This window comes from Streptomyces ferrugineus (genome assembly GCF_015160855.1).
Taxonomy (GTDB): Bacteria; Actinomycetota; Actinomycetes; order Streptomycetales; family Streptomycetaceae; genus Streptomyces; species Streptomyces ferrugineus.
Window position 1 is genome coordinate 8,164,702 of the sequence record NZ_CP063373.1, and the last position, 22,251, is coordinate 8,186,952.

The following is a 22,251-nucleotide window of genomic DNA, read 5'->3' on the forward strand; positions in this document are numbered from 1 at the left end:
CCGTCAGGACTGCGCGGCCCTGCGGTCGGTGATCAGCGCCATGTCGGCGTGCGCCAGGAGGCGGTTGGCGTCCCGTTCGCCGGTGAGCCGTCCTGTGACACCGAGTGCGACGCCGTCCAGCAGGCGGGCCAGTACGGCGGCCTTCCTGGGGCCGTGGATGCCGAGCGCCATGACCGGATCGGTCTCGGGGTCGCCCTGTACGTCGATGAGGCGGACGACGATGTCCTCGCGCTGGAAGACGGTGCTGCGGTGCACGGGGGACGCGGGGTCGGCCGCGGCCGCCTCGTCCTGCCGGCCGAGCAGCCGGGCCAGCGCCATGCCGCAGCCCTGTCTGGCCGGGTAGTACAGGGCGTGCCGGCGCAGGTCGTCCGGTTCCGGTCCGCCGCGCGCCACGTGGTGGACGGGTGGCATGGCGGCGCGGATGAAGAAGGTGCGGGCGGACTCGGGGTCGGTGAGATCCCGGTCCTGCTCCAGGTACGGGTTGATGGCTTCCTCCACGGCCCGTACCTCGGGCTGGCGGGAGACGTGGCGCAGGGCCGCCGTCAGGTCGCCCTCCACCTCGACGGTGCGCACGATCCGGTTGCCGTGCATGAACAGGGTGGTGCGGCGCAGCCGGGTGGTGTCGTCGACGCGGGCCTCGGGCGGGGCGTAGCCGGCGAGGATCTCGGCGGCCTTGGACTCGGCGCCGGGCTTGACGGTGAAGGTCAGGGCGTGGCGGATCACGCCGTCGCCGACCCGTGCGGCCGTCTGGAGGGTGCCGGTGGTGCCGGTGGTGCCGGTGCGGGGGCGGTCGCCGCCGGTCTCACGGACGATGCCGTAGCGCATCGAGCGGAGCTCACGGACGCAGCGCTGCAGCGGCCGGACCGTCTCCAGATGCTCTTCGCTGTTCACCCAGGCGAGGTACGGCGGGGCGGTCGCCCACTCGCTCGTGATGACCCACTGGGAGGGGTTCTCCACGGACTGGCACAACTGGTCACCGAGGTGACCGGGGACCGACGCGACTCGGTCACGCATCTGCTCGTACGCGTCCAGGAACTGTTGCTGGGCGCCCTCGTGGAGGTCGACGAGCAGGAGGACGCGCATCCTGGATCCGTCGAACGCCGACTGGGTGATATAGGGCGAAGTGGTCATCCGGCAGACCCTTCCTTCGCGGGAGCAAGCGGCGGCCGTCCCTGTTCCACCTGCGTGAACGCGGGTTTCGGCCCTGAGCCTTCATCGTGGGTCAGGGCCCTGGGGTCCGCGAGCCATGCGGGCCAATTGAGGGACTGGGCGCGGGGGTGTGCGCGCCGGGTGCCGACGTTGTGTCAGGCGGGTCTGCGGGGGCGGCATGTGCCGTGGGTGGGGGGCCGGTTGGTGGTGGTGCGTGTTGATGCCTGCGGCGCCGCTGCGGGTTCGGTGGGGGTGCGCGTAGCGCCTGCGGGTGGGGGGTGAGTCGGGGCCGTGGCGGGGGTGTCCGTCCTCGGACCGGCGGCTGGCCTTGGGCAGGGTGGTCATCGTTTCTTGACGCCGGCCACTGCGGGCGGACACCCCCCGCCACGTCCCCTTCCCGCCGTACGCGACCGCGGGTGCTTGGGGGTGCGCCGAAGTCCCCGTGCGGGGCGGGGACTTCGCTACTCGGCCAGGTGGCGCTCCACCGTTTCCACCTTGGTGGTGAGGCCGTCCGTCACGCCGGGGCGGATGTCGGCCTTGAGGACCAGGGAGACCCGCGGGGCCCGCTCCTCCACGGCGGCCACGGCGCGCCTGACGACGTCCATGACCTCGTCCCAGTCGCCCTCGACGGAGGTGAACATCGCGTCGGTGCGGTTGGGCAGGCCCGATTCCCGGACCACGCGGACGGCGTCGGCGACGTACTCCCCCACGTCCTCGCCCACGCCGAGCGGCGTCACGGAGAACGCGACGATCATGCGTTGACGATTCCTTCCTTGCGGGCGCGGGAGGCGATCACCGCGTCCTCGGCCTCGCGCTTGAGCTTGCGCTCGGCGAAGAAGCCGCCGGTGGGCAGGACGGAGAGGACGAAGTAGAGGGCCGCGGTCTTCAGGGGCCACTTGGTGCGGTTCCAGGCGTCCGCCCAGAAGATCACGTAGAGGATGAAGAGGACGCCGTGGATCATGCCCATCACGGGCACCGCGTTGAAGTCGGTGGTCCGCTTCAGCACCGAGCAGACGAGCAGCAGCAGGAACGACACCGCCTCGGGGGCCGAGACGAGACGGAGGCGGCGGAGGGCGGTGGCGGTCTTGTTGTCCACGGGTCACCTTCGGTGGGGTTCGGGGGCGGATCGGCTTGTGAACGTAAGCACAAGGGCTCGGCCATTGTGGCAAACCCCGGCCGGTGGGCGGGGCCCGGGGTCGGTGTCGTACGCCCCTAAGGGTCCCGTCAGGGGTGAAGTCCGCCTTCGGGATCTGTTGGCGGCGGGCGGTGGCGGTTACCTTCGCTGCGTGGCGATGTTCCGACTCCAGGGCAGCAAGGTGCTCGCCGTCGACATGACCGGGGACGCCGTGAAGGCGAAGAACGGCTCGATGGTCGCGTACGACGGGCAGATGGCCTTCAAGAAGATGAGTGGCGGCGGTGAGGGCATCCGGGGGATGGTCACCCGGCGCCTGACCGGTGAGCAGATGACGGTGATGGAGGTGAAGGGGCACGGGACGTGCTGGTTCGCGGACCGCGCCTCCGAGATCAATCTTGTGAGCCTCCAGGGCGACAAGCTGTACGTGGAGTCGAGCAATCTGCTCGCGACCGACGCGGGGCTGCGGACTGGTACGTCCTTCACGGGGCTGCGCGGCGCCTCGCAGGGCAACGGGCTGTTCACGACCACCGTCGAGGGGCACGGGCAGGCGGCGATCATGTCCGATGGGCCCGCTGTGGTGCTGCGGGTCAGTGCGCAGTATCCGCTGACCGTCGATCCGGGGGCCTATGTGGCTCATCAGGGGAATCTGCGGCAGTCCTTCCAGTCGGGTGTGACCTTCCGCACGCTCATGGGCGAGGGCGGTGGCGAGGCCTTCCAGATCCGCTTCGAGGGGGACGGGCTGGTGTACGTACAGCCGAGCGAGCGGAACACGATCGCGGGGGACGTGTGACATGGGCTTCCGTGAGATCAACTCGAAGATGATCGAGGCCACCGTGGTGCCGGGGCAGCGGCTGTTCAGTCAGCGTGGCGCGATGCTCGCCTACAAGGGCGAGGTGTCCTTCACCCCGAACGTGACCGGTGGTCAGGGCGGGGTCATGTCGATGATCGGGCGGCGGGTCGCGAACGAGGACACTCCGCTGATGAGCGTCGAGGGCAGCGGCACGGTGCTGTTCGGGCACGGGGGCCATCACGTTCAGGTGATCAACCTTTCCGGCGACACCCTGTGCGTGGAGGCGGACCGGCTCCTCGCCTTCGAGGGCACCCTCCAGCAGGGCACGATGTTCCTCGGCTCGCAGGGCGGCGTCATGGGCATGGTCCGGGGACAGATCAGCGGGCAGGGGCTGTTCACCACGACCCTCAAGGGGCATGGGGCCGTCGCAGTCATGGCGCACGGTGGTGTTTTCGAGGTTCCGATCACTCCGCAGCGGCCCGTCCACGTCGATCCGCAGGCCTACGTCGCCCACCACGGCGACGTGCGCAACAAGCTGTCCACGGCGCTGGGCTGGCGCGACATGGTGGGCCGGGGTTCCGGCGAGGCCTTCCAGCTGGAGCTCAGCGGCAACGGTGCGGTGTACGTCCAGGCGTCGGAGGAGAAGCTGTGAGCCAGTACCCGAACGGGGGCCCGAGCGCGTACGACCCCATGACGCTGCCCTCCGACGACAACGTCAACGACTACACCTTCTGCGTGGAGCTCAAGGGGAGCCAGTGGTTCCTGCAGAAGGGGAAGATGATCGCCTACTACGGGCAGATGGAGTTCAACGGGATCGGGCACGGGCGGCTCGACGGGCTTGTCCGTACGTCCTTTCATTCGCCACTGCACGCGAGCGACTGGGTCGTGGCGGCGGGCTCCGGGAAGATGCTGCTCGCTGACCGGGCCTTCGACGTGAACTCCTACGACCTCGAAGACGGCAATCTGACCATTCGCTCGGGCAACCTGCTCGCTTTTCAGCCAAGTCTCGCGCTCAAGCAATCGATCGTGCCGGGATTTCTGACGCTGATCGGAACCGGGAAGTTCGTGGCCGCATCTAACGGTCCGGTGGTGTTCATGGAACCCCCGATCCGGGTGGACCCGCAGGCACTCGTCGGCTGGGCCGACTGCCCGTCGCCGTGCCACCACTACGACCATGGCTACATGACCGGCGTAATGGGCGGTCTACGTGCACTGACAGGCCTCGGCGGGGCCTCCGGGGAGGAGCATCAGTTCGAGTTCGTCGGAGCCGGCACCGTGCTGCTCCAGTCGACCGAGACCCTCATGGCCGAGCAGGCCACGGGGGCGGTCCCGCCGGGCGCCGGAGTACCCGGTTCCGGTGCCGCCCACACAGGCCCTTCACAAATGGCTGGGTCACCGCGCCTTCCCGGACAGCTGGGAGACCTCCAGCGTCGCTTCGGGCTGTGAGCGGTAGTCTGCGGAGTGTGACATCGAACGTGTGAGCACAACGGGTTCACACGGACGTGTCACAGAAAACCCTCACTAGTTCGCCTTTCAACTTCTTAGGTAGACTTCATTCATGGAGACCGAGACGGCCACCCGCTGGCTGACCGATGCGGAGCAGTGCGCCTGGCGCACCCACCTGGAGGTCAACAGGCTGTTGAGCTACCAGCTCGAAAAAGACCTTCAGCCGTTCGGCCTGACAATGAACGACTACGAGATCCTGGTGAACCTCTCCGAGTCGGAGGACTTCCGGATGCGGATGAGCGACCTCGCCTCCGCCACCCTCCAGTCGAAGAGCCGACTCTCCCACCAGATCACCCGGATGGAGAACGCGAACCTGGTCCGGCGTGAGAACTGCGAGTCCGACCGTCGCGGGCTGTACGCGGTGCTCACCGATCACGGCATGGAGACGATGCAGAAGGTCGCACCGCACCATGTGGCGTCCGTGCGCCGGCACTTCATCGACCTGCTGTCCCTCGACTCCCTGACCGAGCTCGACAAGGCCCTCAAGCCCATCGCGGAGCACCTGCGCGGGCAGCGGGGACGCCCCTGACCCCGGCGGCCCCGGCGTCTACCCAGCCTGCGGCAGGCGGAGCTCGAACAGGGCTCCGCCGGTCGGCGCCCGCCCCACGGTGAGGGTGCCACCGTGCCGTACGGCGACGTCGCGGGCGATGGCCAGGCCCAGCCCGGCACCGCCGTCGTCGCGGCTGCGGGCCTCGTCCAGCCGTACGAACCGCTCGAAGATCCGCTCCCGGTCGGCCTCGGCCACCCCGTCCCCGTCGTCGGCGACCGCCGCCACGGCCCACTCCCCCTCGCCGCGGACGGTCACGGTGACCGCCGTGCGGGCATGCCGCCCGGCGTTGTCCAGCAGGTTGGTGAGCACCCGCCCCACCTGCCCCCGCGACCCGGCCACCGGTACGGCGTCCGCCGTCACCGTCACCCCGGCCCGCCCCTCGGCCTGCTCCCGGGCCAGCGCGCCCAGGTCGAACCGGGTCCGATCGGGCCGCTCCCCCGCGTCCAGCCGGGCGAGCAGCAGCAGGTCGGCCGCGAGGCCCTGGAGCCGTACGGTGTCCTCCACCGCGCCGTCGAGGTCCAGCAACTCGGGGTGTGCGGCCCCCACTTCGAGCTGGGTGCGCAGGGAGGCGATCGGGCTGCGCAGTTCGTGCGAGGCGTCGGCGACGAAGCGGCGCTGGCGTTCCACCGAGGTCTCCAGAGCGGCCAGCGTCTCGTTGGTGGTCAGCGCCAGGCGGGCGACCTCGTCATGGGTGTCCGGCACCGGAACCCGGCGTGCGAGGTCCTCGGAGGCGGTGATCGCGGCCATCTCGCCGCGGATGCCCTCGACCGGGCGCAGGGCGCGCCGGGTGACCAGCCAGGTGACGCCCGCGACGACGCCGAGCAGCAGCGGGAAGCCGATCAGCATGACGGTGAGCGCGGCCCTGACGGCACTCTGTTCGGCGGAGAGCTGCGCGCCCGCGTACACGGTGAGCCGGCCCCTGCCCTCGACCTCGACATGGACGGCGGCGAAGCGGTAGTCGTCGGTCTCGCCGTCGATCGTCGCGGTGCCGTTCGTGAAGGTGGTGTGCTCGCTGATCTCGCCGGGTTCAAGGGCTTCGGGGGAGGAGTCGTCGTCCGTGTCGTCGTCGGAGTCCTCCCCGCTGCGACTCCCGCCGGGTGTCGTCTGGGGCTGCGGCCGTACCGCGTCGGTGCCGGTGCCGTTGATCCGCTCCAGGTCCTCACTGGCCGCGAGCAGGTTCTTGTTCTCGTCGACGACCTGGACCGGCTCGTCGTCGTCCACCGACAGCCGGTCCCGCGGTCCGGTGAGCGCGATCTCCGAGGCGACGGCCCGTGCGGTGCGTTCCGCCTCGGTACCGGCCTGACCGATCAGGTTGGACCGCAGCGACAGCAGGACGGCGGTCCCGGCCGCGACCAGGGCCACGGCGACGACGAGGGTGGCGCCGAGGGTGGCCCTGGACCGGACCGAGCCGAAGAGCCTTCTCATTGCTCCGTCTCCAGCCGGTAGCCGGCCCCGCGCACCGTCCGGATGAGCCCGGCGCGCAGCTTGCGCCGCAGGGTGCTGACGTACACCTCGACGATGTTGGGATCGCCCTCGTACGCGAAGTCCCAGACGTGCTCCAGGATCTCGGCCTTGGACACCACCTCGCCGGCCCGCGTCACGAGCTGCTCCAGGACGGAGAACTCCTTGGTGGTGAGGGCCACTTCGGCGTCGCCGAGGAAGACCCGGCGGGCGGCGGTGTCGACCTTGAGGTCGCCGTGGACGTGCACGGGCGAGGCCCCGGCGCCCTGTCCCCCGCGCCGCAACAGCGCCTTGACGCGGGCGACGAGGACGACGTACGAGAACGGCTTGGTGAGGTAGTCGTCGGCGCCGGTGTCCAGCCCCTCGGCCTCGTCGTACTCGCCGTCCTTGGCGGTGAGCATGAGGATCGGCACCTCGTGGCCGGCGGCGCGCAGGGCGGCGCAGACGCGGTAGCCGTTCATGCCGGGCAGCATGATGTCGAGGATCACGAGGTCGTACGTCCCCTCCGAGGCCCGGTACAGCCCTTCCCGGCCGTCGTGGACGACGTCCACGGCGTACCCCTCGGCCGTCAGGCCCTTGGCGAGCGACAGGGCCAGCCGCTTCTCGTCCTCCACGATCAACAGGCGCATGCGTACAGCCTGGCAAAGCGAAGCTGAAGATCTCTTCAGGGTCCTTCAGGTTCCTCTCAGCGTCGGTTCGGCAGATTGATTCACGTCGAAACGACAGCGACTCGGGAGGAACCGTAATGAAGCGCAACATCGTCATCGCCACCGTCGCCGCAGCGGCCCTGATCGGGGGCGGCACCGTCGCGGCCTACGCGTCCGGTGACGACGACGGCGCGGCCACGCAGCGGCAGTCGAGCGTTCGGGTCGCCGACGACCGGGACGACAGGGCGGAGGACGCCGCGGAAGACACAGCCGACGACCGGGACGACGACACCGTCGAGGTCCGCGACGAGGCCGCCACCGCCAAGGTCACCGCCGCCGACGCCATCGCCGCCGCGCTGCGGCACACCCCGGGCAGCGCCGTCTCCGCCGACCTGGACGACGACGGCTCGGACGTCTGGGAGGTGAGCGTCGTCGAGGGCGACGGCTCCGGCCACGACGTCCGGGTCTCCGCGACGACCGGCAAGGTCCTCGGCGCCCAGCGCGACGACGACGGTGACGACGCCCGCGAGGACCTCGCCGCGCTGAAGGGCGCGAGCGTCGACGCCCGCGAGGCCGCCCGGGCCGCCGCGGCGAAGGGCACCGTCACCGACGTCGACCACGACGACGACGGCCCCGCGGCCTGGAGCGTGGAGACCACCAAGGGCGAGTGGAAGGTCGACCTCAAGACGGGCAAGGTCACCCAGGACCACGACGACTGACGCCAGGCCGTCACACCAGGGGTACGGGGCCTCCCGTACCCCTTCCACGTCCCGCACCCCGCCCCACAGCCACCGCCGTCAGCAGCACCACCACCCCGGTCACCACGAAGCACACCCCCACCGACAACCCCCCGACCAGCACACCGGCGACCGCGGCACCGGCCGTAACCCCGGCGTTGACAGCCGTGTTGACCCAGCCTCCGGCGCGAACCCGGCCCTCGCGCCGTCACACCAGGGGTACGGGACCTCCCGTACCCCTTCCACGTCCCGCACCCCGCCCCACAGCCACCGCCGTCAGCAGCACCACCACCCCGGTCACCACGAAGCACACCCCCACCGACAACCCCCCGACCAGCACACCGGCGACCGCGGCACCAGCCGTGACCCCGGCGTTGACAGCCGTGTTGACCCAGGCTCCGGCGCGGACCCGGGCCTCGGGCGCGGCCGTCTCGTCGGCGATGAGGTACGCGGTGGTGATCAACGGGGAGACGAAGACACCGGCCACCGCGATCGCCGCGGCGAGCGTCCCCAGCCCCTGGGCCAGACCCGCACCGCACAGGGCGAGCCCCAGTCCGGTCGCCTGCGCGGAGAGCCTGAGCCCCGCGGGGGCCCGCCATGTGACGGCCCCGTTGAGGAGCCCGCCGACGGCGCTTCCGGCGGACAGGGCGGCGAGCACCCAGGCCGCGCCGTCACCGCCGTGGCCACGGGTCTCGGCGAAGGCGACCACGAGCAGATCGGTCACGCCCAGTGCGAGCCCGACCCCCGCGGCGGCGATCACCGGCCGCCCGAGCCCGCGCAGTACCCGCCGCCCGGCCGCACGCCGCTTCGGCTCGCGCCCGCCGGCCGGTACCGCACGCACGACCGGCGACGACACGAACCCGGCCGTCCCCACGACCATCAGCCCGGCCCCGACGAGCACCCCGACCGCCGGCGGAGCGAACCCGACGAGCACGCCCACCAGCAACGGCCCGGAGACGAAGAGCAGTTCCTCCGCGACGGCGTCGAGGCTGAACGCCCGCTGTGTCAGCGCCCGGTCCGGGGCCAGCCGCCCCCATACGGCCCGCATGGTCGGCCCGAGCGGCGGGGTACCGGCACCGGCGACGGCGGCCACCGCGCCGAGGACGAACGGCGAGCCGGCACCCGGCCGCCAGACGAGCACCGCCAGCAGCACCAGCAGCGAGGTGTGCGCCGCGACCATCGGCACGAGCGCCCGGCGCGGCCCGTACCGGTCGATCAGGGCCGCCCGCGCGGGCGACAGGAAGACACTGGCGCCGGAGAACAGCGCCATGACGACACCGGCCACGGCGTACGACCCGGAGGCCCGGGTCACGGCGAGCATCAGGGAGAGCGGGGCGACGCCGTACGACAGCCTGCCCAGCAGGGCGGCGGCGAAGGTGCGGCGGGCATGGGGGATCCGGAGAACGGCGGCATACGAAGGCCGCGCCACTGATGTGGAAGACACGGGAGTTCCTCGACTCGAGGCGGAAAAGGGGACGCCTTGGCGCCGCGCCGGTCACAGCCAGGAGGCCGTGCGCCGTGCGCGGGCGTGGCGTGCCCTATGCCAGGAGGAGGTACATGTGGATCAACCTAACAGCGGGCGGCCAGAGTTGACCAGGCGGTCGCGCTCAGGTCCGGGTGAGTCCCGCCACCAGTTCGTCCGCCGCCCGGTAGGGGTCCAGTTCCCCGGCGACGATCTTCTCCGCCAGTGCCCCGAGGCGGCGGTCGCCGTGCAGGTCGGCGATGCGCTCGCGCAGCGCGGTGACGGCGATGGTCTCCACCTCGCGGGCGGCGCGGGCCCGGCGGCGTTCGGCGAGGACGCCCCGCTCCTCCATCCAGGCGCGATGCTTCTCCAGGGCCTCGACGACCTCGTCGACGCCCTCGGCGCGGGCGGCGACCGTCTTGACGATCGGGGGGCGCCAGTCGCCGGGGCCGCGGGACTCGCCGAGGCCGAGCATGTGGTTGAGCTCGCGGGCGGTGGCGTCGGCGCCGTCGCGGTCGGCCTTGTTGACGACGTAGACGTCGCCGATCTCCAGGATGCCCGCCTTCGCGGCCTGGATGCCGTCGCCCATGCCCGGGGCGAGCAGGACCACGCTCGTGTCCGCCTGGGAGGCGATCTCCACCTCCGACTGGCCGACGCCCACCGTCTCGACCAGGATCACGTCGCAGCCCGCCGCGTCCAGGACGCGGATCGCCTGCGGGGCGGCCCAGGCGAGGCCGCCCAGGTGGCCTCGGGTCGCCATCGAGCGGATGTAGACGCCGGGGTCGGAGGCGTGGTCGGACATCCGCACCCGGTCGCCGAGCAGGGCGCCGCCCGAGAACGGCGAGGACGGGTCGACGGCCAGGACGCCGACCCGCTTGCCCTGCTTGCGGTACGCGGTCACCAGGGCGGAGGTGGACGTCGACTTGCCGACGCCCGGGGAGCCGGTCAGGCCCACGACATAGGCGTTGCCCGTGAGCGGGGCCAGCGCCGCCATGACCTCCCGCAGCTGCGGGGACGCCCCCTCCACCAGGGAGATCAGCCGGGCCACCGCCCGCGGCCTGCCCTCCCTGGCCTGGGCCACCAGCGTGGAGACGTCCTGCATCACAGCTCCGTTCCGAGAATCGCGTACAGACCGGTTCAGGCCTTGGGTACCCGCACGATCAGCGCGTCACCCTGACCGCCGCCACCGCACAGCGCGGCCGCGCCGACGCCGCCGCCGCGCCGCTTGAGCTCCAGGGCGAGGTGCAGTACGAGCCGCGCACCCGACATACCGATCGGGTGACCCAGGGCGATGGCTCCGCCGTTGACGTTCACCCTTTCCGTGGACACTCCGAGGTCCTTCATTGACTGCACCGCCACCGCGGCGAAGGCCTCGTTGATCTCGATCAGGTCGAGGTCGGAGACCTCCAGGCCCTCCTTCTTCAGGGCGTGCAGGATGGCGTTGGAGGGCTGGGACTGAAGGCTGTTGTCCGGGCCCGCCACATTGCCGTGCGCGCCGATCTCGGCGATCCAGTCCAGGCCGAGCTCCTGCGCCTTGGCCTTGCTCATGACGACGACCGCGGCGGCGCCGTCGGAGATCTGGGACGACGAGCCCGCCGTGATCGTGCCCTCCTTGGAGAACGCCGGGCGCAGCTTGCCCAGCGACTCGGCGGTCGTCTCGGCGCGGATGCCCTCGTCCTTGCTGAAGACGACCGGCTCGCCCTTGCGCTGCGGGATCTCGACCGGGGTGATCTCGGCCTCGAAGATGCCGTTCTTCTGCGCGGCGGCGGCGCGCTGGTGGGACTGGGCGGCGATCTCGTCCTGCTCGGGGCGCCGGATGCCCAGGCGCATGTTGTGCTTCTCGGTGGACTCGCCCATGGCGATGTTCTCGAAGGCGTCGGTCAGACCGTCGTGCGCCATCGCGTCGAGCATCTGCACCGCGCCGTACTTGAAGCCCTCGCGGGACTTCGGCAGCAGGTGCGGGGCGTTGGTCATGGACTCCTGGCCGCCCGCGACGATCACGTCGAACTCGCCGGCGCGGATCAGCTGGTCCGCGAGCGCGATGGCGTCGAGGCCGGACAGACACACCTTGTTGACGGTGAGCGCCGGCACGTTCATCGGGATGCCGGCCTTGACCGCGGCCTGGCGCGCCGGGATCTGCCCTGCCCCGGCCTGGAGCACCTGGCCCATGATCACGTACTGCACCTGGTCGCCACCGATCCCCGCACGGTCGAGGGCGGCCTTGATCGCGAAGCCGCCGAGGTCGGCTCCGGAGAAGGACTTCAGCGAGCCGAGCAGCCGCCCCATCGGGGTGCGGGCACCCGCGACGATCACGGATGTCGTGCCGTTTGACGAAGACATGAGGTGCGATCCCCTTCCAGCTTGGACAGCCGAGGAGTGAACGAGGGTTTACTTCGAATGTACTGAGTGGCACTCCGTGCCGTCACCGGGCCGTCGGTGTGATCGCGCGCACGTTGCGTAACCACCTCCCGAGCGCTGCACTGAATCCATGCTGACGCGAATCGACCACATCGGGATCGCCTGTTTCGACCTCGACAGGACCGTCGAGTTCTACCGGGCCACCTACGGCTTCGAGGTGTTCCACTCCGAGGTCAACGAGGAGCAGGGCGTCCGCGAGGCCATGCTCAAGATCAACGAAACCTCCGACGGCGGCGCCTCCTACCTGCAGCTTCTCGAGCCCACCCGCCCGGACTCCACCGTCGCCAAGTGGCTCGACAAGAACGGCGAGGGTGTCCACCACATCGCTTTCGGTACGGCGGACGTCGACCAGGACGCCGCCGACATCAAGGACAAGGGCGTACGCGTTCTGTACGAAGAGCCCCGACGCGGCTCCATGGGGTCACGAATCACCTTCCTGCACCCGAAGGATTGCCACGGCGTACTGACAGAACTGGTCACTTCGGCGCCTGTTGAGTCACCTGAGCACTGACCCTCGTACATATGGGCCGGTAGGGTTGGGGGCGGTCGCTCCCTGAACCGGGGTGGCCCGGTCCCGCCTTTTGCGGAGGGACCGTTCCGGGGTCCGGGTTTCGGGGGGCGAGCGTCGGGGCAGCAGCCCAGGCTCTGCCGTTGATCTGACACCATTCCCCGGGGGCCCCGTTCGGCGGACGGACGGAGCCCGTTTGGCCAGACTTGCGACCAGGGGACGGATGGGACCGCGCAGTGCGGGGCTACGAACGCCAGGAGCGAGAGCCGGCGGCTGACGTCGACCACCTCTCTCGGTTCGAGGCCGAGATGGATCGGCTGAAGACCGAGCGGGAGAAGGCGATCCAGCACGCCGAGGACCTCGGCTACCAGGTCGAGGTGCTGCGCGCCAAGCTGCACGAGGCGCGGCGGACCATCATGTCCCGGCCCGCCTTCGACGGCGGCGACATCGGCTATCAGGCCGAGCAGCTGCTGCGCAACGCCCAGGTCCAGGCCGACCAGCTGCGCCAGGAGGCCGAGCGCGAGCTCAGCCAGGCCCGCGCGCAGACCCAGCGCATCCTCCAGGAGCACGCCGAGCAGGCCGCCCGGCTCCAGGCCGAGCTGCACCAGGAGGCGGTGACGCGCCGCCAGCAGCTGGACCAGGAGCTGGCCGAGCGCCGCCAGACCGTCGAGTCGCACGTCAACGAGAACGTCGCGTGGGCCGAGCAGCTGCGCGCCCGCACCGAGCAGCAGGCCCGCCGTCTCCTCGACGAGTCGCGCGCCGAGGCCGACCAGGCCATGGCGGCCGCGCGCGCCGAGGCCGAGCGGCTCACCAGCGAGGCCGGCCAGCGCCTGACGAACGCGGCCGAGGAGGCCCGCACCGAGGCCGAGCAGATCCTGCGCCGCGCCCGCACCGACGCCGAGCGGCTGCTGAACGCCGCCTCCACCCAGGCCCAGGAGGCCACCGACCACGCCGAGCAGCTGCGCAACTCCACCGCGACCGAGTCGGACACCGCCCGCCGGCAGGCCACCGAACTCAGCCGGGCCGCCGAGCAGCGCATGGCGGAGGCCGAGGAGGCGCTGCGCAAGGCGCAGTCCGAGGCCGAGAAGCTGGTCGCCGAGGCCAAGACGGCCGCCGAGAAGGCGCTCTCCGGTGCCGAGTCGGCCAACGAGCAGCGCATGCGTACGGCCAAGGAGCAGGTCGCCCGGCTGGTCAGCGAGGCCACCAAGGAGGCCGAGGCCACCAAGTCGGAGGCCGAGCAGGTCGTCGCCGACGCGCGTGCCGAGGCCGAGAAGATCGTCGCCGAGGCCTCCGAGAAGGCCCGCACGATCACCGCCGAGGAGAGCGCGACCCAGCTCTCGAAGGCGGCCAAGACCGCCGAGGACGTCCTCAACAAGGCGCAGGAGGACGCCCAGAACACCACCAAGGCCGCGGCCGAGGAGGCCGAGCGGATCCGCAGGGAGGCCGAGGCCGAGGCCGACCGGCTGCGCTCCGAGGCCCATGACATCGCCGAGCAGCTCAAGGGCGCGGCGAAGGACGACACCAAGGAGTACCGCGCCAAGACGGTCGAGCTGCAGGAGGAGGCCCGCCGGCTGCGCGGGGAGGCCGAGCAGCTGCGCTCCGAGGCGGTCGCCGAGGGCGAGAAGATCCGCGCGGAGGCCCGCAAGGAGGCCGTCCAGCAGATCGAGGAGGCGGCCAAGACCGCCGAGGAACTGCTGTCGAAGGCCAAGCAGGACGCGGACGAGCTGCGCCAGAAGGCCACCACGGACAGCGAGAAGGTCCGCACCGAGGCCATCGAGCGGGCGACCACACTGCGCCGGCAGGCCGAGGAGACCCTTCAGCGCACCCGCCAGGAGGCCGAGCGGCACCGCGACGAGGTCGTGGAGCAGGCCGAGGGCATCAAGGCCGACGCCGAGCGGGCCGCCGCCGAACTGCGCGAGGAGACCGAGCAGGCCATAGAGGCCCGCCGCACCGAGGCCGCCGAGGAGCTGACGCGGCTTCACACCGAGGCCGAGCAGCGGCTCGCGGCGGCCGAGGAGGCGCTCACCGACGCCCGCGAGGAAGCCGCCCGCATCCGGCGCGAGGCCGCCGAGGAGACCGAGCGGCTGCGCACCGAGGCCGCCGAGCGGATCCGCACGCTGCGGCAGCAGGCCGAGGAGGAGGCCGACCGGCTGCGCACCGAGGCCGCGTCGGACGCCTCCGCGTCCCGGGCCGAGGGCGAGGCCATCGCCGTACGCCTGAGGTCGGAGGCCGCGTCCGAGGCCGAGCGGCTGAAGTCGGAGGCGCAGGACACCGCCGACCGGGTGCGCGCCGAGGCGCAGGCCGCCGCCGAGCGGCTCGGCACCGAGGCGTCCGAGACGCTGGCCGCCGCCCAGGAGGAGGCCGCCCGGCGCCGCCGCGAGGCCGAGGAACTCCTCGGTTCGGCCCGGCAGGAGGCGGACCAGGAGCGCGAGCGGGCCCGCGAGCAGAGCGAGGAGTTGCTGGCCGTAGCCCGGGGCCGGGTGGAGGAGGCGCAGGCCGAGGCGGTGCGGCTGGTCGAGGAGGCCGACCGGCGCGCCACCGAGATGGTGTCGGCGGCCGAGCAGCACGCCCAGCAGGTGCGGGACTCGGTGTCGGGGCTGCACGAGCAGGCCCAGGAGGAGATCGCCGGGCTGCGCAGCGCCGCCGAGCACGCGGCGGACCGTACCCGCCGGGAGGCCGAGGAGGAGTCGGACCGGGTCCGCGCCGACGCCTACGCCGAGCGGGAGCGGGCGAGCGAGGACGCGGGCCGGGTCCGGCGCGAGGCGAACGAGGAGTCCGCGGCCGCCAAGTCCCTCGCCGAGCGCACCGTCGCGGAGGCCATCGCCGAGGCGGAGCAGCTTCGGTCGGAGGCCGCCGAGCACGCCCAGCGGATCCGCACCGAGGCGTCGGACAAGATCGCCGAGGCCGACCAGGCGGCGTCTCGCACCCGTGCGGACGCCCGCGAGGACGCCAACCGGATCCGCTCGGACGCGGCGACGCAGGCCGACACCCTCATCACCGAGGCGCGTTCGGAGGCGGAGCGGCTCCAGTCGGAGACGATCACGGAGGCCGACCGGGTGCGGACCGAGGCGCTCGCCAAGGCCGAGAAGCTGGTCGGGGACGCCGCGTCGGAGGCGGAGCGGCTGCGCGCCGAGGCCGCCGAGACGGTGGGGTCGGCCCAGCAGCACGCCGAGCGGGTGCGCAGCGACTCCGAGCGCCTCAAGGCCGAGGCGGCGACGGAGGCGGAACGGCTGGTCAACTCCGCGCGCGAGGAGGCCGAGCGCACTCTGGACGAGGCCCGCAAGGACGCCAGTAAGCGGCGCCAGGACGTGGCCGAGCAGGTCGACAAGCTCATCACCGAGACCACGGCCGAGGCGGACAAGCTGCTCACCGAGGCGCAAGCGCAGGCGCACAAGACGACCGCGGACGCCGAGGGGCAGGCCGACACCATGGTGGGCGCCGCCCGCAAGGAGGCCGACCGGCTGGTCTCCGAGGCGACGGTCGAGGGCAACTCCATGGTGGAGAAGGCCCGCACGGACGCGGACGACCTGCTCGTCGGCGCCCGTCGGGACGCCACCGCCATCAGGGAGCGCGCGGAGGAGCTGCGCGACCGCATCACGGGCGAGATCGAGGCGCTGCACGAGCGGGCCCGCCGCGAGGCCTCCGAGACGATGAAGTCGACCGGCGACCGCTGCGACGCGCTCATCAAGGCCTCGGAGGAGCAGCTGGCCAAGGCGCAGGCGAAGGCCAAGGAGATCGTCTCGGAAGCCAACTCCGAGGCCGGCAAGGTCCGCATCGCCGCCGTCAAGAAGGCCGAGGGCCTGCTGAAGGAGGCCGAGCAGAAGCGGTCCACGCTGATCAAGGAGGCCGAGGAGCTCAAGGCCGAGGCGATCCGCGAGGCCAAGCGCACCGTCGAGGAGGGCAAGCGCGAGCTGGAGGTCCTGGTGCGGCGGCGCGAGGACATCAACGCCGAGATCTCGCGGGTCCAGGACGTCCTGGAGGCCCTGGAGTCCTTCGAGGCGCCGTCGGGCGGCAAGGACGGTGGGGTCAAGGCGGGTGCGACAGTCGGAGCACCCCGATCGGGTGGCAAGTCGTCAGACGGCTAGCGGGAGCGCCGGTTTCCGGTGTCTCCTGGGGCCTTTGACCCAGTTTTTGGCAAGCCGTCCGACGGTTAGCCACTCAAAAGGGGTCTCATTCTCCAGATCAAACACGTATCCGCTCGATGACACACCGCTTCGGCCCCTAGGATTCCACTTATCACCTCACCGGTCTCATTCGACAGGAACCCCATGAGCGACACTTCCCCCTACGGCTTCGAGCTTGTGCGGCGTGGGTACGACCGCGCGCAGGTGGACGAACGCATCTCGAAGCTCGTCTCCGACCGCGACAGCGCTCTCGCCCGTATCACCGCTCTGGAAAAGCGCATCGAGGAGCTCCACCTCGAGACGCAGAACGCCCAGGCAGCCGTCACCGACGCAGAGCCGTCGTACGCGGGTCTCGGCGCGCGTGTCGAGAAGATCCTCCGCCTCGCCGAGGAAGAGGCCAAGGATCTGCGCGAGGAGGCCCGCCGCGCCGCCGAGCAGCACCGCGAGCTCGCCGAGTCGGCGGCCCAGCAGGTCCGCAACGACGCAGAATCGTTCGCTGCGGAGCGCAAGGCCAAGGCCGAGGACGAGGGCGTCCGGATCGTCGAGAAGGCCAAGAGCGAAGCCTCCGCGCTGCGTGCCGAGGCCCAGAAGGACGCGCAGTCCAAGCGCGAGGAGGCGGACGCCCTCTTCGAGGAGACCCGCGCCAAGGCCGCGCAGGCCGCCGCCGACTTCGAGACGAACCTCGCCAAGCGCCGCGAGCAGTCCGAGCGGGACCTGGCGTCCCGTCAGGCCAAGGCCGAGAAGCGTCTCGCCGAGATCGAGCACCGCGCCGAGCAGCTTCGCCTCGAGGCCGAGAAGCTGCGCACCGACGCCGAGCGCCGCGCCCGCCAGACGGTGGAGACCGCGCAGCGCCAGGCCGAGGACATCGTGGCCGACGCCAACGCCAAGGCCGACCGCATCCGTTCGGAATCCGAGCGCGAGCTCGCGGCCCTCACCAACCGCCGCGACAGCATCAACGCTCAGCTGACGAACGTCCGCGAGATGCTGGCGACCCTCACCGGTGCCGCGGTCGCCGCGACCGGCGCGCCCGCCGCCGAGGACGAGCCGATCTCCCGTGGGGTGCCCGCCCAGCAGACCCGGTAACGATCCGGCGCACATCTGCTGAATTTCGCAAAGCCCTCTGCCACTGGGGTGGCAGAGGGCTTTGTCCCGTTTTAGCGTGGGCGGCATGATCGAGCTCGAGGGGCTGACGAAGCGGTACGGCGAGAAAGTGGCGGTCAACAACCTCACGTTCAGCGTGAGACCGGGCATCGTCACGGGCTTCCTCGGCCCCAACGGTGCGGGCAAGTCGACCACGATGCGGATGGTCCTGGGCCTGGACCGGCCCACCGCCGGCGACGTGCGTATCGACGGCAAGCACTACGACCAGCTCAAGGATCCGCTGACGTACATCGGCGCCCTGCTGGAGGCCAAGGCCTGGCACGGCGGGCGCAGCGCCTACAACCATCTGCTGTGTCTGGCGCAGAGCAACGGCATCCCGAGCAGCCGGGTGCGCGAGGTGCTGGACACGGTCGGGCTGACGGCGGTCGCGAAGAAGAAGACCAAGGGCTTCTCGATGGGCATGGGCCAGCGGCTCGGCATCGCGGGCGCGCTGCTCGGCGATCCGCGGATCCTGATGTTCGACGAGCCGGTCAACGGCCTCGACCCCGAGGGCATCCACTGGATCCGGAACCTGATGAAATCGCTGGCCGCCCAGGGGCGCACGGTGTTCGTCTCCAGTCACCTGATGAGCGAGATGGCGCTGACCGCCGACCACCTCGTCGTCATCGGCCAGGGCCGGCTGCTCGCCGACACCTCCATGCCCGACTTCATCGCCCGCAACTCACGGGCCTACGTCCGTATCCGCACCCCGCAGCGCGAGCGGCTGCTCGATGTGCTGCACGAGGCCGGGATCACCGCCGTACAGACCGGCAACGGCACGCTGGAGGTGGACGGCGGCAAGTCCGAGCAGATCGGGGAGCTGGCGGCGCGCCACCAGGTCGTGCTGCACGAGCTGAGCCCGCAACAGGCCTCTTTGGAGGAGGCGTTCATGCAGCTGACCGCGGAGTCGGTGGAGTACCACGCGCACACCGACGCACCGCAGCCGCCTCCGCAGCCGCCGCAGCGGCAGTGGGGCGAGGACTGGAGGAGGAGCTGAGCATGGTGGTCACCCAGGTCATCCGCTCCGAGTGGACCAAGATCCGGTCCGTGGCATCGACCGTGTGGACGCTGTCGCTGGCCGTGGTGGTCACCATCGCCCTCGGCATCCTGATCTCGGCCCTGTCGAAGAACGAGTTCGACAACATGAGCCGGCGCGACCAGCTCTCCTTCGACCCGACCTTCATCAGCTTCGCCGGGATGAGCCTCGGTCAGCTCGCGATGATCGTGTTCGGGGTGCTCGTCGTGTCGAACGAGTACAGCACCGGCATGATCCGCACCTCGCTGGCCGCCGTGCCCCAGCGCGGCACCTTCCTGTTCAGCAAGATCGCGGTGGCGACCGGCCTCTCCCTGGTCGTCGGCCTGGCCACCAGCTTCGTCACCTTCTTCCTGGGGCAGGCGATGCTGGGCGAGCACAAGGCGCAGATCGGCGACCCGGGCGTACTGCGCGCGGTGATCGGCGGCGGGCTCTACATGACCCTCATCGCGATGTTCTCGATGGGCGTCGCCGCGATGCTGCGCTCGCCGATGCTGTCGCTGGGCATCCTGATGCCGTTCTTCTTCCTGGTCTCCAACATCCTCGGCAATGTCTCGGCCACCGAGAAGATCGGCCGGTATCTGCCCGACCAGGCCGGCAGCAAGATCATGCAGGTGGTCACTCCGATCGACGACGACGTGCCGTACGGCCCCTGGGGCGGGCTGGGGATCATGGTGCTGTGGGTGATCGCGGCGCTCGCGGGCGGGTACGCCACGCTGAAGAAACGGGACGCCTAGCTTACGGTGCACGAGGGCGGTTCGGTGGTGCCGCAAACGCGGGTGGTGGATCCGGCCCGGCATGCTGACGGGCCCCGGCACTGGCGCGGTCGCGCGAGGTTCCGCTCGGGCTTTTCCTCGCGATGTCCGCGCCGGCCGCGCCGACCGACCTGCCTTTCTGCCGGGGGTCCGGGGGTTGTCCCCCGGAAAATGCAGCACCTGCCCTTGAGTGGAACCGTCAGCGCCCCGATATCCTCCTAACCCTTACGGGGGCGTGTGCCCCGCTGTCCTGATCCTTTCGATGGGTGCGGAGCATGATCGAAGCAGTCGGCCTGACCAAGCGCTACGGCGACAAGACCGCTGTGTACAACCTGTCCTTCCAGGTGCGGCCCGGTTCCGTCACCGGCTTCCTGGGCCCGAACGGCTCCGGCAAGTCCACGACGATGCGGATGATCCTCGGTCTGGACAACCCGACCGCGGGCCATGTCACCATCGGCGGCTATCCGTACCGCAGGCTGCCCAACGCCCCGCGTCAGGTCGGCGCGCTGCTGGACGCCAAGGCGGTGCACGGCGGCCGGGCCGCGCGCAACCACCTGCTGAGCCTGGCCCAGCTCTCGGGCATCCCGGCCCGGCGCGTGGACGAGGTGCTGGGCGTGGTCGGCCTCCAGGACGTGGCCAGGCGGCGCTCCAAGGGCTTCTCGCTCGGCATGGGCCAGCGGCTCGGCATCGCCGCCGCGCTGCTCGGCGACCCGCAGGTGCTGCTGTTCGACGAGCCGGTCAACGGCCTCGACCCCGAGGGCATCCTCTGGGTGCGGAACCTGATGAAGTCGCTCGCGGCCGAGGGCCGCACCGTCTTCGTCTCCTCGCACCTGATGAGCGAGATGGCGCTGACCGCCGACCACCTGATCGTCATCGGGCGCGGCCAGTTGCTGGCCGACATGAGCGTGCAGGACTTCATCGCGGCGAACTCCGCCGGCTTCGCCCGGGTGCGTACGCCCGACACCGAGCCGCAGCTGCGCGAGAAGCTGTCCACCGCACTCGCCGAGGCGGGCGGCCATGTGCTGCCCGAGCAGGACGGCGCGCTCAGGGTGACCGGGCTGCCGCTCCCCCGCATCAGCGACATCGCGCACGACACCGACGTACGGCTGTGGGAGCTGTCGCCGCACCAGGCCTCGCTGGAGGAGGCGTACATGCGGATGACGCAGGGCGCGGTCGACTACCGCTCGACCATCGACCAGAAGGAAGGGCTCCAGCAGCCGCTGCCGCCCGGCGCACAGCCGCCGATGCCGGTGCCGGGCCAGGGCCAGCCCGGCTGGTACGCCCCGCCGCCGCCCCAGCAGGGCGGGCAGCCGTTCGCCGCGCCGCAGGGCCAGCCTGGGCCGTACGGCGGCGCCCCGGGGGCGCCCGGCGCAGGGACGCCCAACCCGTACGCGCAGTCCGCTCCCCAGCCGCCTCAGGCGGCCCCAGGCCAGGCTCCGGCACAGCCCGCGCCACCGGCCCCGCAGAGCCCCGCCCAGCCGCCCGCCGCGCCGCCGGCGGCCCCGTCCGCCCCCGCCGCCACCTCCGCCCCTTCCGAGCCCGAGGACGCCCGATGAGCACGCCCCAGCCCCCGATGCCGCAGACCGCCGCACCGAACTGGCAGGCGGCCCCCGGCCCGTCGTACCCCACCTACAACTCGCCGATCCCCGTGGTGCGCACGCACCTCGGGCACGCGCTCGCCTCGGAGTGGACCAAGATCCGGTCGGTGCGCTCCACGATGTGGACGCTCGGCGTGTTCGTGGTGCTCGTCGTCGGCATCGGCATGGCGACCGCCGCGCTGGTCTCGGCCAACTCGACGGAGGAGGGCCTGGCCGACCAGAACCCGCTGTCGTTCGGCGTCTTCGGGCTGCTGCTCGGCAGCATGTGCATCATCACGCTGGGCGTGCTGACCACCGCCTCGGAGTACGGCACCGGCATGATCCGCACCACGATGACCGCGTGCCCGACCCGCGGACGGGTGCTGGCGGCCAAGGCGATCGTGTTCTTCGTGGTCGCGCTCGTGGTGACGCTGGCGTCGGTCGTGCTGGTCGCCCTCGCGGACGTGGCGATGCTGGAGGGCGCCCGCGAGCCGTCCGGTCAGGAGTGGCTGAAGGGCACCCTCGGCATCTCGCTCTACATCGCGCTGCTCGGTCTGCTCTCGCTCGTCGTCGGCTCGATCATCCGGCACTCGGCGGGCGCGATCACCGTCATGATCGGCGTGGTGCTGGCCCCGCTGGTCATCGCGATGTTCATGTTCTCGGCGTCGCTCCAGGACCTTCAGCAGGCCTTGATCGAATACTCCATCCCGAACCAGCTCAGCGTCTTCTACGCCCAGTCCCTCAGCGAGTCCGGCCCGTCCGGCTGGGACCCCCTGTGGATCATGCTGGGCGTGACGGCCGCCGCGTTCGCGGGTGCCTACGCACTGCTGGAGAAGCGGGACGTGTAAGCCGCGTCCGGAGTTCAGAACCTCGGCGCGTTACGGGACCGCTGCACCCGCGTGGTGCGGCGGTCCTTCGCGTTCCAGCACGCCTTGTGCCAGTGGCGGCGGTCGTCGACGCCCGCGTGGTCCGGCCAGGCGACGACGTGCGGGACGCCGTCCGGGATCAGCTGGTCGCAGCCCGGGCAGCGGTACGCCTTGCCCTGGGCGCTGGCGCCCGCCACATGCCGCACGTTCCAGTCCTCGCCCTGCCAGCTCTCCGAGGACTGCCAGCCGCCGTAGCGGACGGGACGGTCGCCCTCGGCACTGCGCCCGGACGAGGCGGCTCCCTTGGGGCCGTTGGAACGGTTGCGACGCGGGGACACGGAACACCTCACGGGGCTATACAGGATGCACGGGTCACGTCCAGCCTACGTGGCA

At 71.3% G+C, this 22,251-nt stretch carries 21 protein-coding genes; 12 read left to right on the top strand and 9 right to left on the bottom strand.

The window, feature by feature from the left end; translation table 11 throughout:
• Window positions 1-3: 3 nt before the first annotated feature.
• The 3 genes from IM697_RS36330 to IM697_RS36340 all read right to left on the bottom strand — a co-directional run bounded on the left by IM697_RS36330 (window position 4) and on the right by IM697_RS36340 (window position 2,245).
• Window positions 4-1,131, bottom strand: coding sequence for a SchA/CurD-like domain-containing protein (locus IM697_RS36330; RefSeq protein ID WP_194040481.1), 1,128 nt, complete (start codon window positions 1,129-1,131; stop codon window positions 4-6).
• A gap of 479 nt (window positions 1,132-1,610) precedes the next feature.
• Complete coding sequence (locus IM697_RS36335) at window positions 1,611-1,904, bottom strand: MTH1187 family thiamine-binding protein (protein WP_194040483.1); 294 nt, start codon at window positions 1,902-1,904, stop codon at window positions 1,611-1,613.
• Window positions 1,901-2,245: a DUF3817 domain-containing protein gene (locus IM697_RS36340; RefSeq protein WP_194040485.1), complete on the bottom strand. Its 345-nt coding sequence runs from the start codon at window positions 2,243-2,245 to the stop codon at window positions 1,901-1,903. The genes IM697_RS36335 and IM697_RS36340 overlap by 4 nt, the downstream gene beginning before the upstream one ends.
• 196 nt (window positions 2,246-2,441) lie before the next feature.
• Here IM697_RS36340 and IM697_RS36345 point away from each other — a divergent pair, with 196 nt between their 5' ends.
• From IM697_RS36345 to IM697_RS36360, 4 genes are all read left to right on the top strand, one after another.
• Window positions 2,442-3,074, top strand: coding sequence for an AIM24 family protein (locus IM697_RS36345; RefSeq protein WP_194050023.1), 633 nt, complete (start codon window positions 2,442-2,444; stop codon window positions 3,072-3,074).
• A 1-nt stretch (window position 3,075) separates the two neighbouring features.
• Window positions 3,076-3,726 carry an AIM24 family protein gene (locus IM697_RS36350; protein WP_194040487.1) on the top strand — a complete coding sequence of 217 codons (651 nt, stop codon included), beginning with the start codon at window positions 3,076-3,078 and terminating at the stop codon, window positions 3,724-3,726.
• Window positions 3,723-4,520, top strand: a complete 798-nt coding sequence (locus IM697_RS36355; protein ID WP_194040489.1) for an AIM24 family protein — start codon at window positions 3,723-3,725, stop codon at window positions 4,518-4,520. The genes IM697_RS36350 and IM697_RS36355 overlap by 4 nt, the downstream gene beginning before the upstream one ends.
• Window positions 4,521-4,632: 112 nt before the next feature.
• Window positions 4,633-5,109, top strand: a complete 477-nt coding sequence (locus IM697_RS36360) for a MarR family winged helix-turn-helix transcriptional regulator (protein ID WP_194040491.1) — start codon at window positions 4,633-4,635, stop codon at window positions 5,107-5,109.
• 18 nt (window positions 5,110-5,127) lie between these two features.
• On the opposite strand, the gene IM697_RS36365 is transcribed toward IM697_RS36360, so the two are convergent.
• Together IM697_RS36365 and IM697_RS36370 are read right to left on the bottom strand one after the other, a co-directional pair.
• Window positions 5,128-6,555 carry a sensor histidine kinase gene (locus IM697_RS36365; protein WP_194040493.1) on the bottom strand — a complete coding sequence of 476 codons (1,428 nt, stop codon included), beginning with the start codon at window positions 6,553-6,555 and terminating at the stop codon, window positions 5,128-5,130.
• On the bottom strand, window positions 6,552-7,220 hold the full coding sequence (locus IM697_RS36370; protein ID WP_194040495.1) for a response regulator transcription factor: 669 nt from the start codon (window positions 7,218-7,220) through the stop codon (window positions 6,552-6,554). The genes IM697_RS36365 and IM697_RS36370 overlap by 4 nt, the downstream gene beginning before the upstream one ends.
• Before the next feature lie 116 nt (window positions 7,221-7,336).
• Between IM697_RS36370 and IM697_RS36375 the strand changes: the two genes are divergently transcribed.
• On the top strand, window positions 7,337-7,957 hold the full coding sequence (locus IM697_RS36375) for a PepSY domain-containing protein (protein ID WP_194040497.1): 621 nt from the start codon (window positions 7,337-7,339) through the stop codon (window positions 7,955-7,957).
• Between the two features lie 226 nt (window positions 7,958-8,183).
• On the opposite strand, the gene IM697_RS36380 is transcribed toward IM697_RS36375, so the two are convergent.
• From IM697_RS36380 to IM697_RS36390, 3 genes are all read right to left on the bottom strand, one after another.
• Window positions 8,184-9,419 carry an MFS transporter gene (locus IM697_RS36380; RefSeq protein WP_194040499.1) on the bottom strand — a complete coding sequence of 412 codons (1,236 nt, stop codon included), beginning with the start codon at window positions 9,417-9,419 and terminating at the stop codon, window positions 8,184-8,186.
• A 163-nt stretch (window positions 9,420-9,582) separates the two neighbouring features.
• The gene (gene meaB, locus IM697_RS36385; RefSeq protein WP_194040502.1) at window positions 9,583-10,539 is read right to left on the bottom strand and encodes a methylmalonyl Co-A mutase-associated GTPase MeaB; all 957 of its coding nucleotides are present in this window, start codon (window positions 10,537-10,539) and stop codon (window positions 9,583-9,585) included.
• A gap of 35 nt (window positions 10,540-10,574) precedes the next feature.
• Window positions 10,575-11,777 carry an acetyl-CoA C-acetyltransferase gene (locus IM697_RS36390; protein ID WP_194040504.1) on the bottom strand — a complete coding sequence of 401 codons (1,203 nt, stop codon included), beginning with the start codon at window positions 11,775-11,777 and terminating at the stop codon, window positions 10,575-10,577.
• A 148-nt stretch (window positions 11,778-11,925) separates the two neighbouring features.
• Between IM697_RS36390 and mce the strand changes: the two genes are divergently transcribed.
• From mce to IM697_RS36425, 7 genes are all read left to right on the top strand, one after another.
• Window positions 11,926-12,366, top strand: a complete 441-nt coding sequence (mce, locus tag IM697_RS36395; protein ID WP_194040506.1) for a methylmalonyl-CoA epimerase — start codon at window positions 11,926-11,928, stop codon at window positions 12,364-12,366.
• 233 nt (window positions 12,367-12,599) lie between these two features.
• The gene (gene scy / locus IM697_RS36400; protein ID WP_194040510.1) at window positions 12,600-16,448 is read left to right on the top strand and encodes a polarized growth protein Scy; all 3,849 of its coding nucleotides are present in this window, start codon (window positions 12,600-12,602) and stop codon (window positions 16,446-16,448) included.
• Window positions 16,449-16,631: 183 nt separating this feature from the next.
• Entirely contained in the window at window positions 16,632-17,570 is a 939-nt protein-coding gene (locus tag IM697_RS36405; RefSeq protein ID WP_194040512.1) for a coiled-coil domain-containing protein, read from the top strand.
• Window positions 17,571-17,655: 85 nt separating this feature from the next.
• A complete protein-coding gene (locus IM697_RS36410) occupies window positions 17,656-18,624 on the top strand; it encodes an ABC transporter ATP-binding protein (RefSeq protein WP_194040514.1) in 969 nt (322 codons plus the stop codon).
• A gap of 2 nt (window positions 18,625-18,626) precedes the next feature.
• Entirely contained in the window at window positions 18,627-19,397 is a 771-nt protein-coding gene (locus IM697_RS36415; protein WP_194040516.1) for an ABC transporter permease, read from the top strand.
• Between the two features lie 293 nt (window positions 19,398-19,690).
• Window positions 19,691-20,971, top strand: a complete 1,281-nt coding sequence (locus tag IM697_RS36420) for an ABC transporter ATP-binding protein (protein ID WP_194040518.1) — start codon at window positions 19,691-19,693, stop codon at window positions 20,969-20,971.
• Window positions 20,968-21,840 carry an ABC transporter permease subunit gene (locus IM697_RS36425; RefSeq protein WP_194040520.1) on the top strand — a complete coding sequence of 291 codons (873 nt, stop codon included), beginning with the start codon at window positions 20,968-20,970 and terminating at the stop codon, window positions 21,838-21,840. Before IM697_RS36420 ends, IM697_RS36425 begins: the two co-directional genes overlap by 4 nt.
• Window positions 21,841-21,854: 14 nt before the next feature.
• On the opposite strand, the gene IM697_RS36430 is transcribed toward IM697_RS36425, so the two are convergent.
• Entirely contained in the window at window positions 21,855-22,196 is a 342-nt protein-coding gene (locus tag IM697_RS36430; RefSeq protein ID WP_194040523.1) for an ATP/GTP-binding protein, read from the bottom strand.
• Window positions 22,197-22,251 lie beyond the last annotated feature (55 nt).